The sequence below is a fragment of the Microcoleus sp. ARI1-B5 genome, assembly GCF_036705795.1.
Lineage (GTDB): Bacteria > Cyanobacteriota > Cyanobacteriia > Cyanobacteriales > Microcoleaceae > Microcoleus.
Genome location: NZ_JAUBVK010000004.1, coordinates 305,720 through 321,079, shown reverse-complemented (window position 1 = coordinate 321,079; position 15,360 = coordinate 305,720). Strand labels below are relative to the sequence as shown.

Genomic DNA, 15,360 nt, shown 5'->3' with positions numbered 1-15,360 from the left:
GTTTATTTTTTCTAACTCAATGATTGTGCCAATCTAGCTGTCAGTTCTTCAATCGACAATTGAGGTAAGTCTGCCAACAGCGATGATAAATTCTCTGGAGATAAATCCAGCAAATCATGGATAATACTAGCCGAAATTTGTGATAACTGTTCCGCTTGAGGGAAAGATTTTTTCAAAACAGTTTCAGCCAACAAATTTTGGACTTGTTGGTGTTCGTGTTCTCCCGCAGGCAGAGTAGATAATTGCACTAACAGCAAGGTGAAATCGGCAACAGGCAAACCCGAAATAGGTAGAATTAATGCGACCGTTCGTGGGTCTAACTCCCCAAATCTGACCTGCAAAAAACTCTCCAAAATCATCCGCTGTCCTTCTTCCTGACCTTGTTGTTTTGCTGCTTCTAAATGTTGTTGAAAAAGAGGTGCGATTGCCATAACTAACTCCTGATCTTCATCATCCCCTGCGGGAATAGTTGGTGTATTCGCTTGCAAATTTGCCTGCAAGATGTACAATAATTCTAGCGCGTTAGCTCGGAGTTGATTATTCACAGGCAATGCACTTAGTTCTGCGATCGCCTGCTGCTGCACCCGTCCGCGGCCCAACATCCGCAACCACATAGTCTCGGGACTTCTCGGTAGCTGGTGAATCGCGATTAGTCCGACTCTCCAAACCTCAGTTAAAAAATAAACTCCTTTCCCCCAGCCCTCAGACTCTTCGGGAGTCCTAAAACCAAAACTGTCCAGTAAAAGTTCCGAAGCAGTGGGAGTTAAAATCCACAACCTCGGCAATTGTCTTTCTTCTAAACGCTGGTCTTCTCGATTAGCCACCCGCCCCAGTTGGGCTCTACTATTTAATAGTTTTACCACACAACTAAAGATTCCCTCAGTATTAACCGGATTGCGAAACGGCTCAATCACAGCTACAGTAGCAGCCATCTTACCCAATAAACCCAAACTCTGGACATATTCGCCCTCAAAAGAAGTTGGTTGAAACCAGACATCAATTTCTCTGACTTCAGCGGTGACATCTTTGCTGGTTTCTACTTCTCCCAGAGGCGACAATAACTCTTGAAGATATTCTTTAGCAAACTGGTCGTGGGGAAACTTAGTCATAAAGTCAATGTTTTGCACTCTTTGCTATTTTACACAAACAAATAGTCACCCATACAAACCTAACTCAAATGTTAACAATATCAACGTCCCCTGAACAAAGAGTTTTACTACCAAATATCAGTTGGAAATTATATGAAGATTTGCTCGCGGAACTGGGAAACAAACGTGCCACCAGAATCGCTTATCATCGAGGTCAATTAGAAATTATGGTGCCGCTACCGGAACATGAAAATCGCAACAGGCTGATCGATCGCCTAATTGTAACTCTCATAGAAGAACTAAATCTTGAGTACAACCCCTTTGGCTCGATGACTATTAAGAAACGCAAAAAATCTGCGGGCAAAGAACCAGATTCATGCTATTATATCCAGAATGAAGCACTGGTCAGAGGCAGAACAGAATTAGACTTTGCTCGAGATCCGGCGCCTGATTTAGCACTGGAAATTGATATCACCAGCAGTTCCTTAAATCAATTCGATTTATATGCAGATTTAGGTGTACCCGAAATCTGGCGGTACGACGGACGAACCATCAAGTTTTATCAATTGCAAAATGGCGAATATGCCGAGTGCGATTTTTCCCTCGCATTCCCGATGCTACCGACGGCAAAAGTTGACGAATTTATCGATCGCGCTCAAACAGCAGGCGCAACCGCAGCAGTGCGAGAATTGCGGGAATGGGTGAAATTAACTATCGTTGGATGATGAAATCGCCCGACGATCGCGCACTCGCCTAGATGTGACAATCCACAACATGACGGTGGAGGACGCAGCGCCGTGTCCTAATTCCGGGAATGCTTCAACAGTTGACAGTTGACAGTTGACAGTTGACCTGTGGAGAGCGACCTCTACCTAGAAGTCCGAGGATTGGAGTAATGAATAGTCTGATTTTAATTTCTCCCTCACTCGTGAGAGGCTTTCAACCAATTATTTCTGGTAAAAAATCAATAATTGTGCAGCTTACCACGGCAAGCCTCGCGCATCGGAAAAATCTGCATCGAGAACCGCCCCCGGATCGAATACAGCACCAGTCAAATCAGCTTTTCTAAACGACGTTACCGACAATTTTTCGATTTCTTCAACAGCGATAAAAAAGCCGATCGCCGTTAACCCAAGAATTACCCCAGAAACCAAAAATAAGACAATTCCCCTGAGAGTATCCCCGCCCAAAAATGTCACAATACCGTTAGCCCCGATCGCAGCAGCAGCCCCAGCCACAGCCCCAGCCACAATTCCCGCCTCGCCCCGAGTCGCAGCAATCGCCGTAGCAGCCGTCCCCGCCACCGCCACAGCCCCCGCATCCGCCCCGCCAATCAGTCCAATTACAGCCCCAGCCGCCGTCACTATCACCGCTGTCACCCCAGCCCTAGCAATCAATTTTTTTACCCGCCGGCGGCTTTGTCCGGTTCTGACACCCTGAAAATTTGCTCCTCTCAAAATCGCCCCGGTGAAATTGCAGCCTCGAATGTCGCAACCGCTGAAGTTGGCCCCTGACAAGTCCAGCCCTTTAAATGAACGGTTCCGCAAGTTTTGGTTGGCAAAATTGAGATTTTGAGTCATAAGGAAGAAGGAAGAGGGAAGAGGGAAGTACGAACCGCGTTGGCGTAGCCTGCGCGTAGCGCTTAGACGCGAAGGACACGAAGGAAGAGGGAAGAGGGAATATGGAATCTTCCGCAAGGGTTTGAGGAATTAAGAACATTTTAACCGTCGGGTGCGGTTGCAATAGCAGAAAACAAGATATATGTCAATTATTATCCGATATTTGGTAACTTCTCAGTTTCCCTGTATAATCGATCGCGTGCTGAAAGCTACTCAAAGCCACAAAAAACTAATACTGCCTTTGATATTAAGTTGCCAATGAATGCTATTTAATCATTATCTGCGCAGCCGTAATCGATCTAGTCACTGGTTGGCTGACTTGGGAAAAATTCGGTTTGTTGGGGTTTCATTTGTTAGTGACATTAGTAATATGGACACTGCGCTAAAGATTAAAATTGCGAGGGAGGCGGATCTTGCTTCACTCGTGGGCCTCGCTGCCGCATTTCGCGATCGTCTGGGCCAATCAACTCCCTCGGATACTGACTTTCGCGAATCGATCGCCCGAATGTTGAATGACGCTAAAACTGAGTTTTTTCTCGCCTGCGACCTGCAGGAAAATAACATCGGTTACGTACAGTGTCGCTACCGATACTCGGCTTGGATCTCAGGCCTTGAGGCTGAACTCGAAGATGTCTTTGTAGTTCGGGAGGCGCGGCGGCGCGGGGTGGGGCGGCGGCTGGTAGAATTCGCGATCGATCGCGCGATCGAAAGAGGTTGTAGTGCGATCGGTCTCAATACAAACGAACGCAACGAAGATGCGATCGCCTTGTACCGACGGCTCGGCTTTCGCTCCTTGAGACCTCTGTGGGGAGGTCAGCAGTTATGGTTCGATCGGTCTCTCGAATAGTTCAAACATGGGGTAAAAAACAATGCAGCGCCCTCAATCCATACTAGAACTTAAAATCTCAACACTGCGTTATAAAAAAAACTCCCCGTCCTAGAAATTAGCATTAAAAAATCCCTAATAGGGGTGTAAAATCTACAAAACGATCGCAATTATTATGCCAAACCTCCCATTTTCCCCGGAACAGATTGCCGCCGAAAGACTCAAACCCGAAGAATATGAAGAAATCGTTCAGCGTCTCGGCCGCCATCCCAATAAAGCTGAATTGGGAATGTTCGGTGTCATGTGGAGCGAACACTGCTGCTACAAAAATTCGCGGCCGCTATTAAAACAGTTTCCCACAGAGGGAGCTCGCATTCTTGTCGGCCCTGGAGAAAATGCCGGTGTTGTAGACTTGGGAGACGGCTTGCAACTTGCTTTCAAAATTGAATCCCACAATCACCCCTCAGCAGTCGAACCCTTCCAAGGTGCCGCAACCGGTGTCGGCGGCATTCTCCGCGATATCTTCACAATGGGTGCTCGCCCGATCGCACTTTTGAATTCCCTCCGCTTTGGCAATTTAGATGATAGCAAAACTCAGAGATTGTTCAAAGGCGTAGTATCGGGAATTAGTCACTACGGAAATTGCATTGGGGTACCCACAGTTGGGGGGGAAGTTTATTTCGATGCTGCTTATTCCGGCAACCCGCTAGTTAACGTCATGGCCTTGGGTTTAATGGAAACTCAAGAAATCGTTAAATCCGGGGCATCCGGCATCGGAAATCCCGTGCTTTACGTCGGTTCAACTACTGGCAGAGATGGCATGGGAGGAGCAAGTTTTGCTAGTGCAGAATTGACCGACAAATCAATGGACGATCGCCCCGCAGTCCAAGTAGGAGACCCGTTTCTCGAAAAGTCCTTAATTGAAGCTTGTTTGGAAGCATTCAAAACCGGTGCAGTCGTCGCCGCGCAAGACATGGGCGCGGCCGGAATTACCTGTTCGACATCAGAAATGGCCGCCAAAGGTGGCGTCGGCATTGAATTTGATTTAGACAAAGTTCCGGTTCGAGAAAGCGGCATGGTTCCCTACGAATACCTGCTTTCGGAATCGCAAGAACGGATGCTGTTTGTTGCCCAAAAAGGACGGGAACAGGAATTAATTGATATTTTCCACCGCTGGGGATTGCACGCCGTAGTCGCGGGGACAGTTATTGAAGAGCCGATCGTCCGAATTCTCTTTAAAGGCGAAATCGCTGCTGAAATTACCGCGACTGCTTTGGCAGATAACACGCCAATTTATCACCGCGAATTGTTGACAGAAGCGCCAGAATATGCTATGAAAGCATGGGAATGGACGGCGGATAAGTTGCCGGAATGCACCGCGCTCGGTATCGATGTTCAAGGTAATTTCCAAACTTGGAATCAGATTTTGCTGACTCTTTTGGATACTCCCACGATCGCTTCTAAACGCTGGGTTTATCGCCAATACGACCATCAAGTGCAAAATAATACTGTGCTGTTACCGGGCGGTGCGGATGCTGCTGTTGTCAGATTGCGACCTCTAGAAACCTCCCAATCTTCCCTTGCTAAAGGGTTAGAAGAACCCCCCCAACCCCCCCAGGCTTCGGGGGGGCTACAGAGAGAAGATGGTGTTTCTCAAGCTTCTGAAACCAAACAGGAAGAAGAGGTAATTCCTCTATTTAAAAAGAGACAAGGTATGGAAACTCCAGAAATTTCTCCCCCCCTTACCAAGGCTATGCCGGGGGGGGTTATTCCCGGAGTGGCTGCAACGGTTGACTGCAATTCTCGCTATGTTTATCTCGACCCTTATGAAGGTGCAAAAGCGGTAGTGGCGGAAGCGGCGAGAAATTTGAGCTGTGTGGGTGCTGAACCTTTGGCGGTGACGGATAATCTCAATTTTGGCAGTCCTGAAAAGCCTGTGGGATATTGGCAGTTAGCGTCGGCTTGTCGCGGAATTGCTGATGCTTGTCGCGAGTTGGGAACTCCTGTTACTGGCGGCAATGTTTCTCTTTACAATGAAACGGTTGATGCTGAGGGGAATCCTCAACCAATTTATCCGACTCCGGTAATCGGAATGGTGGGGTTGATTCCGGATTTGACGAAGATTTGCGGCCAAGCTTGGCAAAAAGAGGGAGATTTAATTTATTTGTTGGGAATTGGTGCATCATCCCAAAATTCTGATGTGCAAACTTCTCCGACTTTGGGCGGTTCGGAATATTTGGCCGCGGTTCACGGTACGATCGCGGGTAAGCCTCCTGCGATCGATTTTGAGTTGGAAAGACAAGTGCAAAAAGCTTGTCGGGATGGCATTCGCAGCGGTTGGGTACGCTCTGCTCACGATTGCGCGGAGGGAGGAATTGCGATCGCCCTCGCGGAATCTTGTATTTCTGCTAAAATGGGTGCGGAAATTCATCTCAGTTTCAATTCGGAAAAGGTCGGCCGCTGGGATGAAATTTTGTTTGGTGAAATGGGCAATTGCATTGTAGTTTCAGTGGCACCGAAAAATCAAGAAATTTGGGAGTCTTACCTGCAAGAACATTTGACCAAAATGTGGCAGAAAATTGGTTTAGTTGGCGGGGCTGAATCACCTTTGCGGGTTGTGAGTGCTGACAATCAAGCGTTAATTGAGGTTGGGATGAGTGAGATGGGCGATCGGTTCTATAATGCGATCGAGCGTCGGATTGCATCTGTTTGACAACGTGAAGTTTCGCTCCCCCTAAATCCCCCTTAAAAAGGGGGACTTTAAATACTCTTGTCCCCCCCTTCTTAAGGGGGGCTAGGGGGGATCTCCGGGTTTAAAAACACGCCCAAGAACCCCGACTTCTTATAAAATTCACGACGATTTTGGCAAAAACTTATTACAGAAGTCGGGGTTATTGCACACTATAGCAATTCTTGCAGGAGTCGTAAATTTTTTACCCCACCCCAACCCTCCCCGAACCCGCGGGGAGGGAGTAAGAGATTCACAAATGATTTAGGATTGCTATATACAATATAAACAGTATCATTCATACAATAAATGATTTGCTGTATCAATCCCGACTGCCCCAATCCTCAAAACCCCGACGGGCAAACATATTGCATCAGTTGTGGTATTGAACTCGTACCCATCCTGCGAAATCGTTTCCACATGATCAAACTCCTCGGTCAAGGGGGCTTCGGCAGAACCTATTTAGCAGAAGATATTGATCGACTAAATCAACGCTGTGTCGTTAAACAATTAGCACCAAATGTCCAGAGCACTTGGGCGATTAGCAAAGCGGTAGAATTATTTCAGCAAGAAGCCAGACAACTGCAACAGCTAGGACAACATCCCCAAATTCCATCACTAGATGCCTATTTTCAACAAGACAAATACTGGTATCTCGTACAGCAGTTTGTGGATGGAGATAATTTGTTAAACCTTTTCCAAAAGCAGGGAATTTGGCAAGAAAGCCAAGTTAAGCAACTATTACTCGAACTTCTACCTGTTCTCAAGTTTATTCACGAACAAAAAATCATTCACCGAGATATCAAGCCTGACAATATTATGCGCCGTCGCAGCGACGGTGTGTTAATGCTGATTGATTTCGGAGTTTCCAAACAGTTGTCGGGAACAGTGATGTCGAGACTGGGAACGCAAATTGGTACGCCTGGTTATTCACCATTTGAACAAATGAAAGGGGGTGAAGCTTATCCAGCCAGCGATTTGTTTAGCTTGGGGGCGACGGCTTTTCATCTACTGACGGGGGTACATCCTTATGGTTTGTGGACGGAACACGGTTATAGTTGGACTGGAAATTGGCAGCAACATTTGAAAAATCCTATAGACAAGGGATTGGTATTGATTTTATCTAAGTTGTTGGCAAAAGATATCCAGCAGCGCTACCAATCAGCAGAGGAAGTTTTAATAGACTTTCAATGTCAGTCAACGCCAAATTTTATAGAGACTTTAAAAAGGTTTGACTTGGAAACGGTGACAGTTGATGTGCGGGGTAATATAACTAGCCGTCAACGCCGTCAAGCACAATTTTTTAGGGAGAATTTAGGTGGCGGTGCAACCTTAGACATGGTAGCAATTCCTGGTGGCCGTTTCGTGATGGGTTCTCCCAATACGGAAACAGGGCGATATGACAGTGAAGGGTCGCAGCGTACTGTTAATATCTCTCCTTTTTTTATGGGTAAATATCCCATTACTCAAGAACAGTGGGAAGTAGTGATGGGGAATAACCCTTCTGATATCAAAGGTTTGAAACGTCCTGTAGAACAACTAAGCTGGAATAATGCTCTGGAATTCTGCCAGAAAATTTCTCAAAAAACTGGCAAGATTTATCGCTTACCTTCGGAAGCAGAATGGGAATATGCTTGTCGCGCCGGAACTACAACGCCTTTCTATTTTGGCGAGACAATTACCCCGGATTTAGTCAATTATAACGGCAATTATCCCTACAGTAATGCACCAAAGGGACTTGACCGCAAACAAACAACCGATGTCGGCAGTTTTTCGCCGAATTCGTTTGGTTTATACGATATGCACGGCAATGTTTGGCAATGGTGCAGCGATAAGTGGCATGACAATTATAATGGCGCACCGAGTGATGGAAGTTCTTGGGAAACTGGAACAGGTCATCACCGGGTACTGCGTGGCGGTTCCTGGCGCAGCCTTGCGGTCGATTGCCGTTGTGCCTATCGGGGCGGGAACTCGGCGGACTACTGGTGGTGGGGCAGGGGTTTTCGCGTGGCGGTAGCTTCGGTTTCTTCCTCGTCCTAGTTTCCGCGTAGTAGTGGTAGGGTGCGTCGCTGTGAACAATCTACAAATCAAATCGACAATCTCGCAGCGACACACCGCGAGAGTCAGTCAATCGATTTTAGATTTTAGATTTTAGATTTTAGATTTTAGATTTTAGATTTCAAAGATCGACCCCACGGATGAATTCGGGGGCTTGTGAAGAGGATTCGGAGATGAGGCCGGGGCGGGTTTATTATGTTGTTGGTTCCGACATAGATGGTTGGTAAAACCCGCCCCTACCGCAGAATTAAGCCTACCGAGCTTGATAACTGATAGAGATATCGCCTTACAATATCAAATAGCTACACAATTCCTAAATCCCCAAATTTATATGACTATCGAAGAATTAGAAGTACAACTCCTGGCCTTAACGGCGATCGAAAAAGCTGAGGCGATCGGCATTTTAACTCAAAGCCTGAAAAACAGCGGCCGCCCGATTACCAAAACTCCCGGCGTGATGGGGGGTGATGCTTGTATTGACAAAACTCGCATTCCCGTTTGGTTGCTCGCCAGCTATCGCAATGACGGCGCTAGCGATGCTTTTATCCTAGACTGCTACCCCCATCTCAGTGCTGCTGATTTGGTAAATGTTTGGGCTTATACTGAAGCTTATCCTGAGGAAATTGAGTCAGCAATTCGACAGCAAGATGATGCTGACGAAATCTTAGATACACCTGAAAATATCAAATAAACCTATGGCACGTCTCTATGCAGACGAACAATTTCCCCGACAAGTTGTGCAAAATCTGCGGTCTTTGGGGCATGATGTGCAGACTGTTCAAGAAGCAGGAAATGCTGGACTACCTGATGAGGATGTATTAGCATTTGCGACCAGTGAAAATCGAGCTGTTTTGACCGTCAATCGGCGCGATTTCTTTCAACTGCACAAGCTGAAACCTGACCATTGCGGTATTATTGCCTGCACGCGAGATGACGATATGCCTAGACTGAGTGCGAATATTAATGATGCGATATCTACTGCTGAGATACTGACGGGAAAAGTGATTCGTGTCTATCGTTCTGGGCCGCCGTCCATATCTTAATTGAATTTAATAATTCTATGACTGCTACAGCCGATCGCCCTTTAAAACATTTTTGCATAGAAGACTTGAAAAGTGCCGACCTCGCAGGCATTACTCTAATCCCCCAACCTTTAACCTTGCGCTTAGACTTTACATTCGGAACCGGGATTTATGACACTTCCATCGAATTCTATCAACTCGTTCATCAGGTAATCTCTCAACCAGTCAACTCCGACTCCGAAGACTCTTGCTTCTGGGTGGGTAACGCAGAATTAAGACAATTGACAGAAGATAAGAGTCAAATTTTATCTACTTTGTCCTATCCTTTTCAAAATCAAGCAGGTTTGGTTGAGACAGGTTCGTCGCCCCTTTTCTACTTTCGGCTGGAAGGGGATATTTGTATCGAAGTAGTTTGCGGTAGTTACAAAATTTTTCAAGAATTGGAATCGGCGGTTGAAACCGCGTCTACACCAACGAAAACCTGATGGTGCGCGGGTTGCAGCTTTAGGGTGCGTCGCCATCTACAATCTTCAACTAAGATCGCAAATCTTATAGCGACGCACCTACAAAATACGACATTACTTAATACTCGATCGCGCCAAAAATGACTTTACATGGCCGCACAGATTCCCATGATAATATAGTATGTCAATTCCCTGAAAAAGTCAAGCTCGATCGCCCTTAAATCCTAATATTTGAAAAAGTCCATCAAGCAAGCTTCTAATTTATTTTCCATTGCACGATCGCCGATCTCTTCAGTCTCGCGTTGCGCCGACTTCGTTTGACAATCGCCGAATCCCTCGCCGAATCCCTCGAAAAATCTCGCCCCCCGTTAATCAAGGTTAGTATAGGATTTGGGGGCGATCGATACTACAATGCCATTAAACGCCGCATCGCTTCTGTCTGCAATGCTACACGAGTTGGAAATAATGACAGATCCGTGGCAAGATTAAGGGAATGTTAAGTTATGCGACGCTTTCGCAAACAAGATTTCCCGCTGAAACTGTCCCCCTAACCCACCTTCCCCATTAGGAACCCACCCATCTATGATTCCCAACCATTCCTTCGCGGCTGACGAGCATTCTAGCAAACCCGACAAGCCCGAGGAAGCTTGCGGCGTTTTCGGTATCTACGCACCGGGTGAAGATGTCGCCAAGTTGACCTACTTCGGCTTGTATGCTTTGCAGCACCGAGGTCAGGAATCCGCCGGAATTGCTACTTTTGAGGGTGAAACAGTCCACCTGCACAAGGATATGGGACTGGTTTCCCAAGTCTTCAACGAATCGAATTTAGGTCATTTGCCCGGTAACTTAGCCGTAGGGCACACTCGCTACTCTACTACGGGTTCGTCGCGGGTTGTCAACGCTCAACCCGTTGTCGTCGAAACCCGTTTGGGGAGTCTCGCCTTAGCACATAACGGGAATCTTGTCAATACTAAAGAATTGCGGGAAGAGTTGATGTCTCGCAACTGCGAGTTTGTCAGCACGACGGATTCAGAGGCGATCGCAGTGGCGATCGGTTGGGAGGTAGACCAGGGCAAAGACTGGCTGGAAGCTGCGATCGGTGCCTTTGCTATGTGCCAAGGAGCCTTTAGTTTGACGATCGCCACCCCAAAAGGCGTCATGGGAGTCCGCGACCCCCACGGCGTCCGCCCGCTGGTAATTGGCACGCTCCCCACAACTCCGCTACGGTACGTTTTAGCATCGGAAACTTGCGGCTTGGATATTATCGGGGCTGAATTTTTGCGGGATGTAGAACCGGGGGAATTGGTTTGGATTACAGAGGAAGGTATGGCTTCTTTCCACTGGAGCCAGCTGCAGAAGCGCAAACTTTGTATCTTTGAAATGATCTATTTTGCTCGACCAGACAGCATTATGGAAGGTGAAAATTTATATACCTATCGACTGCGGATCGGGCGTATGTTGGCAGCCGAATCCCCCATTGATGCTGATATAGTTATCGGCGTTCCCGATTCTGGAATCCCGGCAGCGATCGGCTTTTCTCAAGCTTCAGGCATTCCTTACGCCGAAGGATTAATTAAAAATCGCTACGTCGGACGCACTTTTATTCAACCGACTCAGACAATGCGCGAGTCAGGAATCCGCATGAAACTCAACCCTCTCAAAGATGTGTTGGAAGGAAAGCGGGTAATTATTATCGACGATTCGATCGTGCGCGGGACTACCAGCCGCAAAATTGTCAAAGCTTTGCGGGATGCGGGCGCGACGGAAGTTCACATGAGAATTTCCTCGCCGCCGGTGACTCACCCTTGTTTCTACGGTATCGACACCGACAATCAAGATCAGTTGATTGCTGCTACTAAGTCAGTCGCTGAAATCGGCGCTCAAATTGGGGTGGATTCCTTGGCTTTCTTGAGCAGGGAAGGAATGCTGAGTGCGACTAATGAAGACACGAAAAGTTTTTGTTCGGCGTGTTTCACCGGCGATTATCCGATCGAGATTCCGGCCACGGTAAAACGGGCGAAGCTCATATTAGAAAAGGCTGCAACCTAAAAAACCAAACAGCGAGAAAGCGATCGCCAGTCAGTCGATTTTAGATTAAAGACTTGAAGAATTTTAGATTTACTTGCAGCACAGTGAATCTGATATCTAAAACTTTAGTCTAAAATTTTGCTGTATCCACGACGATTGTTTAGCGCTTCTATCCGTTTTTGGGTAGATCGCTTTCCGCGATTTAGGGATTGAAAAAAATTTTCTGGTAAGTCATTGCCAGAGTGTGTGTAGAAATGTTAAATTAACTTAGCTCTAGCAACTCTGGCAGAATTTGTGAACTGTAGGGAGCGATCGGTTGGGTAGAACTTGCGTGAAACCCAACACTCCGATTTGAGATTTGGGATTGGAGAAAAAATCTAAAATCTCAAATCTAGAATCGATCGCCTCAACCTACACTCTCGTTGACAAGATCTGCTGGAAATGCTGTATGCTACCTGCGAACGGGAGGTAATTCCTCCAGAAAGTGCGATCTCAAATAGAAGTCGCATTTCGCACAAACAACGGACACATAGGATTTTTTCAGATAACAGGGTCGATCGCACAAATTTTCCCCACACAAGTATTCTACAAGCCAACTTGGTTGAGAATCGCGGGCGGGCTATTCATGCGGAACTAAAGAACTTTAGAAACCCTTGCAGAGTAAAAAATATGGCTCGCCCGGAGCCCAAAGTGAATGTTAAAAGGCGGAATGCGGTTTCTCAAGTCAGCTTAAATCGGAAACTTCGTGCAATCAAATACTGTTCTCAATCAGCCGAGCACTCAAGGCTCATCCTCTCGTACAACAGAGTTACCTTTTACTCTTGGTGATATCAAAGCCGCCATTCCAGCCCACTGTTTTGAGCCCTCGGTTTCGAGATCTCTAGCTTATTTCTTTTTGGATCTGGGGATGATCGCAGGTTTATACGCGATCGCCTACACCTTAGATTCCTGGTTGTTTTACCCAATCTTCTGGTTGATGCAGGGAACCATGTTTTGGGCATTGTTTGTAGTCGGCCACGACTGCGGGCACGGTTCATTTTCTAAGAGCAAATGGCTCAACAACCTGATCGGACACCTCTCCCACGCTCCCATTCTCGTACCCTTCCACGGTTGGCGGATCAGCCACAGAACTCACCACGCGAATACAGGCAGCTTGGACAACGATGAAAGCTGGTATCCCGTGTCGGAGAGCAAATACAATCAAATGCCCTGGTACGAGAAGCTGGGACGCTTTTATTTGATGTTATTTGCTTATCCAATTTATCTGTTTCGGCGATCGCCCGATCGAATCGGTTCTCACTTCATGCCCGGTAGCCCGATGTTCCGTCCTTCCGAAAAAGCGGACGTGTTGACGAGTTCCGCATCCTTAGTGTTGATGGTAGCCTTTTTAGGCGCGCTAACCTATCAATTTGGTTGGCTGTTTTTACTCAAATTCTATCTAGTTCCCTACGTAGTATTCGTAATCTGGCTGGATTTGGTAACATTCCTGCACCACACAGAAGCGGATATTCCCTGGTATCGCGGTAATGATTGGTATTTCTTGAAAGGTGCGCTATCTACGATCGATCGCGATTACGGAATCATCAATTCCATCCATCACGACATCGGCACTCACGTAGCCCACCACATTTTCTCGACGATGCCGCACTATCACTTGAAGGAAGCAACAGAAGCCATCAAGCCAGTGTTGGGCGATTATTATCGCAAATCAACCGATCCAATTTGGAAGAGCTTTATTCGCTCTTACTGGGATTGTCACTTTGTCTCCGATACAGGTTCTGGAGTTTACTACGAATCGCCTAACACTCGGCGATCTGAAGTTAAGTAACTTCAATAAATAATAGAATACGCAAAAACCCGGCTTCTTAAATAAACCGGGTTTTTCATTTTTGGGCGTGTTTGAAATTTAATATTATCTCCCGGAAAACAACCAATAATTGGTTCGATCGTTCGGAATGCAAGTCCTCTGGAAAAGAAGGACGCTCAGTCCGATGCGGAGAACCAAATTTATTGCGGTTGTTATACCAATTTTAAAAAAGAATGCAACAGTATTCTTGTTCCCCCCGCAATACAGCGGGGGGGCTAGGGGGGGTCGAAGAGTGTTGCACGATTTTAGAAAAATGGTATTGTAAAACTTCATTGAGTTTATAAGCAACCATGAACAACAATGGTATTATATTGTTGTGAGTGTTGAACCAGGAATACGCATAGCCCAAAAAAACGGAAGTCTCAAATGCAGCTAACAGAGAGGCACATCATTAAATCAACGGAACACCGTTTCGCCCAAATTGACGAACTAGCTTTCAAGTCCAAAAACCTCTACAATGCCGCCAATTACGTCATTCGTCAGAGCTTTATTTATGGATGGGGTTATGTCAGTTATAACGAAATGAACCGATTGATGAAGTCTCATGAAGCCTACAAGGCTTTGCCTGCTAAAGTAAGCCAGCAAATCTTAATGGTGTTAGACAAGAATTGGAAATCGTTTTTTGAAGCAGTTAAAGCTTACAAGGCTGATTCTTCAAAATTCATGGGTCGCCCGAAATTGCCAAAGTACAAAGACAAAACCAAAGGGCGAAACCTTCTCGTCTACACGATTCAAGCGATTAGTAGTAAACAGTTGAAGAAAGGAATCATTAAACTTTCGGGTACTGAACTTTTAATCAAAACCAAAGTCGCTCCCGCTCGGATTTGCCAAGTTAGGCTGGTTCCGAAATGTGATTCCTATGTAATTGAGGTAATTTATGATGAACCGGAGTCAACCCTTGGCAACGCTAATTCTGTAGCTAGTATTGATTTAGGACTGGATAATTTAGTGGCGTTAACTTCAAATCAACCGGGATTTATCCCTTTGTTGATCAACGGGCGACCATTGAAATCGATTAACCAGTTCTACAACAAACGCTCTTCACGATTACAGTCTCAGTTAAAAGGGAACCGCAAAACTTCACCCCGGATTCAGCGCTTAACTCGTTGTCGCCATCAAAAAGTTGATAATTATTTGCATCATGCTAGTCGCTTGATTGTTGCCATTTTAAATACAAAACAAATTGGGACGCTAGTAATTGGCAAGAATGCACAGTGGAAAACTGAAATTGATCTAGGGAAGCAAACCAACCAAAACTTTGTTAGTATTCCTCACTCTCGATTAATTGAAATGTTGGAGTACAAAGCTCGGTTGGCGGGAATCAATGTAATTGTGCAGGAAGAATCCTACACATCGCGGGCTAACTTCGTGGGTCTAGACCCAATCCCTGTCTACGGGAAAACAGAAAAAGAGCCGATGTTTACTGGTAAGCGTATCAAGCGAGGTTTGTACAAAACATCGACTGGTCAGTTAATTAATTCTGATATCAACGCTTCGTACAACATCCTCAGAAAAGCAATCCCAAATGCGTTCAGCAATGGGATAGAGAGCTGCGTAGTTCAGCCAAGGCGGGTTAATCCGCTTAAAGCAAAAGTGAAGGGGGAGGGGCTTAAAGCCTCCCATGTCTATAAATGACTATACTTTTGCCAGCTATTAGATC

General features: G+C 46.2%; 12 protein-coding genes. 10 read left to right on the top strand and 2 right to left on the bottom strand.

Annotated elements, in window-relative coordinates; all coding sequences use genetic code 11:
• Positions 1 to 11 precede the first annotated feature (11 nt).
• Positions 12 to 1,109 (bottom strand): flagellar assembly protein H, encoded by a 1,098-nt coding sequence (locus QUB63_RS09025; protein WP_332944579.1) that lies wholly within the window; start codon positions 1,107 to 1,109, stop codon positions 12 to 14.
• 68 nt (positions 1,110 to 1,177) lie between these two features.
• On the opposite strand from QUB63_RS09025, the gene QUB63_RS09020 reads away from it, so the two are divergent.
• The gene (locus QUB63_RS09020) at positions 1,178 to 1,813 is read left to right on the top strand and encodes a Uma2 family endonuclease (protein WP_332944577.1); all 636 of its coding nucleotides are present in this window, start codon (positions 1,178 to 1,180) and stop codon (positions 1,811 to 1,813) included.
• A gap of 255 nt (positions 1,814 to 2,068) precedes the next feature.
• Here QUB63_RS09020 and QUB63_RS09015 read toward each other — a convergent pair whose 3' ends face one another.
• Positions 2,069 to 2,668: a pentapeptide repeat-containing protein gene (locus tag QUB63_RS09015; RefSeq protein WP_332944575.1), complete on the bottom strand. Its 600-nt coding sequence runs from the start codon at positions 2,666 to 2,668 to the stop codon at positions 2,069 to 2,071.
• A gap of 409 nt (positions 2,669 to 3,077) precedes the next feature.
• On the opposite strand from QUB63_RS09015, the gene QUB63_RS09010 reads away from it, so the two are divergent.
• The 9 genes from QUB63_RS09010 (at position 3,078) to QUB63_RS08970 (ending at position 15,335) form a co-directional block, all read left to right on the top strand.
• Entirely contained in the window at positions 3,078 to 3,554 is a 477-nt protein-coding gene (locus QUB63_RS09010; RefSeq protein WP_332944573.1) for a GNAT family N-acetyltransferase, read from the top strand.
• Positions 3,555 to 3,708: 154 nt separating this feature from the next.
• Positions 3,709 to 6,246, top strand: coding sequence for a phosphoribosylformylglycinamidine synthase subunit PurL (gene purL / locus QUB63_RS09005; protein WP_332944571.1), 2,538 nt, complete (start codon positions 3,709 to 3,711; stop codon positions 6,244 to 6,246).
• 324 nt (positions 6,247 to 6,570) lie between these two features.
• Complete coding sequence (locus QUB63_RS09000; RefSeq protein WP_332944570.1) at positions 6,571 to 8,301, top strand: bifunctional serine/threonine-protein kinase/formylglycine-generating enzyme family protein; 1,731 nt, start codon at positions 6,571 to 6,573, stop codon at positions 8,299 to 8,301.
• Positions 8,302 to 8,650: 349 nt separating this feature from the next.
• On the top strand, positions 8,651 to 9,010 hold the full coding sequence (locus QUB63_RS08995; RefSeq protein ID WP_332944569.1) for a DUF433 domain-containing protein: 360 nt from the start codon (positions 8,651 to 8,653) through the stop codon (positions 9,008 to 9,010).
• A 4-nt stretch (positions 9,011 to 9,014) separates the two neighbouring features.
• On the top strand, positions 9,015 to 9,362 hold the full coding sequence (locus QUB63_RS08990; RefSeq protein WP_332944567.1) for a DUF5615 family PIN-like protein: 348 nt from the start codon (positions 9,015 to 9,017) through the stop codon (positions 9,360 to 9,362).
• Between the two features lie 17 nt (positions 9,363 to 9,379).
• The gene (locus QUB63_RS08985) at positions 9,380 to 9,826 is read left to right on the top strand and encodes a hypothetical protein (RefSeq protein ID WP_332944566.1); all 447 of its coding nucleotides are present in this window, start codon (positions 9,380 to 9,382) and stop codon (positions 9,824 to 9,826) included.
• A 561-nt stretch (positions 9,827 to 10,387) separates the two neighbouring features.
• On the top strand, positions 10,388 to 11,854 hold the full coding sequence (gene purF, locus QUB63_RS08980; protein WP_332944565.1) for an amidophosphoribosyltransferase: 1,467 nt from the start codon (positions 10,388 to 10,390) through the stop codon (positions 11,852 to 11,854).
• A gap of 724 nt (positions 11,855 to 12,578) precedes the next feature.
• Positions 12,579 to 13,661, top strand: coding sequence for a fatty acid desaturase (locus QUB63_RS08975; protein WP_332944563.1), 1,083 nt, complete (start codon positions 12,579 to 12,581; stop codon positions 13,659 to 13,661).
• A 405-nt stretch (positions 13,662 to 14,066) separates the two neighbouring features.
• Positions 14,067 to 15,335: an RNA-guided endonuclease InsQ/TnpB family protein gene (locus tag QUB63_RS08970; protein ID WP_332944562.1), complete on the top strand. Its 1,269-nt coding sequence runs from the start codon at positions 14,067 to 14,069 to the stop codon at positions 15,333 to 15,335.
• The last annotated feature ends 25 nt before the right edge of the window (positions 15,336 to 15,360 follow it).

Excerpts from the sequence above, each read along its gene's own strand:
- purF (WP_332944565.1), top strand. The coding sequence starts at position 10,388 with ATGATTCCCAACCATTCCTTCGCGGCTGACGAGCATTCTAGCAAACCC.
- QUB63_RS09000 (WP_332944570.1), top strand. The coding sequence starts at position 6,571 with ATGATTTGCTGTATCAATCCCGACTGCCCCAATCCTCAAAACCCCGAC.
- QUB63_RS09015 (WP_332944575.1), bottom strand. The coding sequence starts at position 2,668 with ATGACTCAAAATCTCAATTTTGCCAACCAAAACTTGCGGAACCGTTCA.
- QUB63_RS08990 (WP_332944567.1), top strand. The coding sequence starts at position 9,015 with ATGGCACGTCTCTATGCAGACGAACAATTTCCCCGACAAGTTGTGCAA.
- QUB63_RS09010 (WP_332944573.1), top strand. The coding sequence starts at position 3,078 with ATGGACACTGCGCTAAAGATTAAAATTGCGAGGGAGGCGGATCTTGCT.
- QUB63_RS08970 (WP_332944562.1), top strand. The coding sequence starts at position 14,067 with ATGCAGCTAACAGAGAGGCACATCATTAAATCAACGGAACACCGTTTC.
- QUB63_RS08995 (WP_332944569.1), top strand. The coding sequence starts at position 8,651 with ATGACTATCGAAGAATTAGAAGTACAACTCCTGGCCTTAACGGCGATC.
- purL (WP_332944571.1), top strand. The coding sequence starts at position 3,709 with ATGCCAAACCTCCCATTTTCCCCGGAACAGATTGCCGCCGAAAGACTC.
- QUB63_RS08985 (WP_332944566.1), top strand. The coding sequence starts at position 9,380 with ATGACTGCTACAGCCGATCGCCCTTTAAAACATTTTTGCATAGAAGAC.
- QUB63_RS09020 (WP_332944577.1), top strand. The coding sequence starts at position 1,178 with ATGTTAACAATATCAACGTCCCCTGAACAAAGAGTTTTACTACCAAAT.
- QUB63_RS09025 (WP_332944579.1), bottom strand. The coding sequence starts at position 1,109 with ATGACTAAGTTTCCCCACGACCAGTTTGCTAAAGAATATCTTCAAGAG.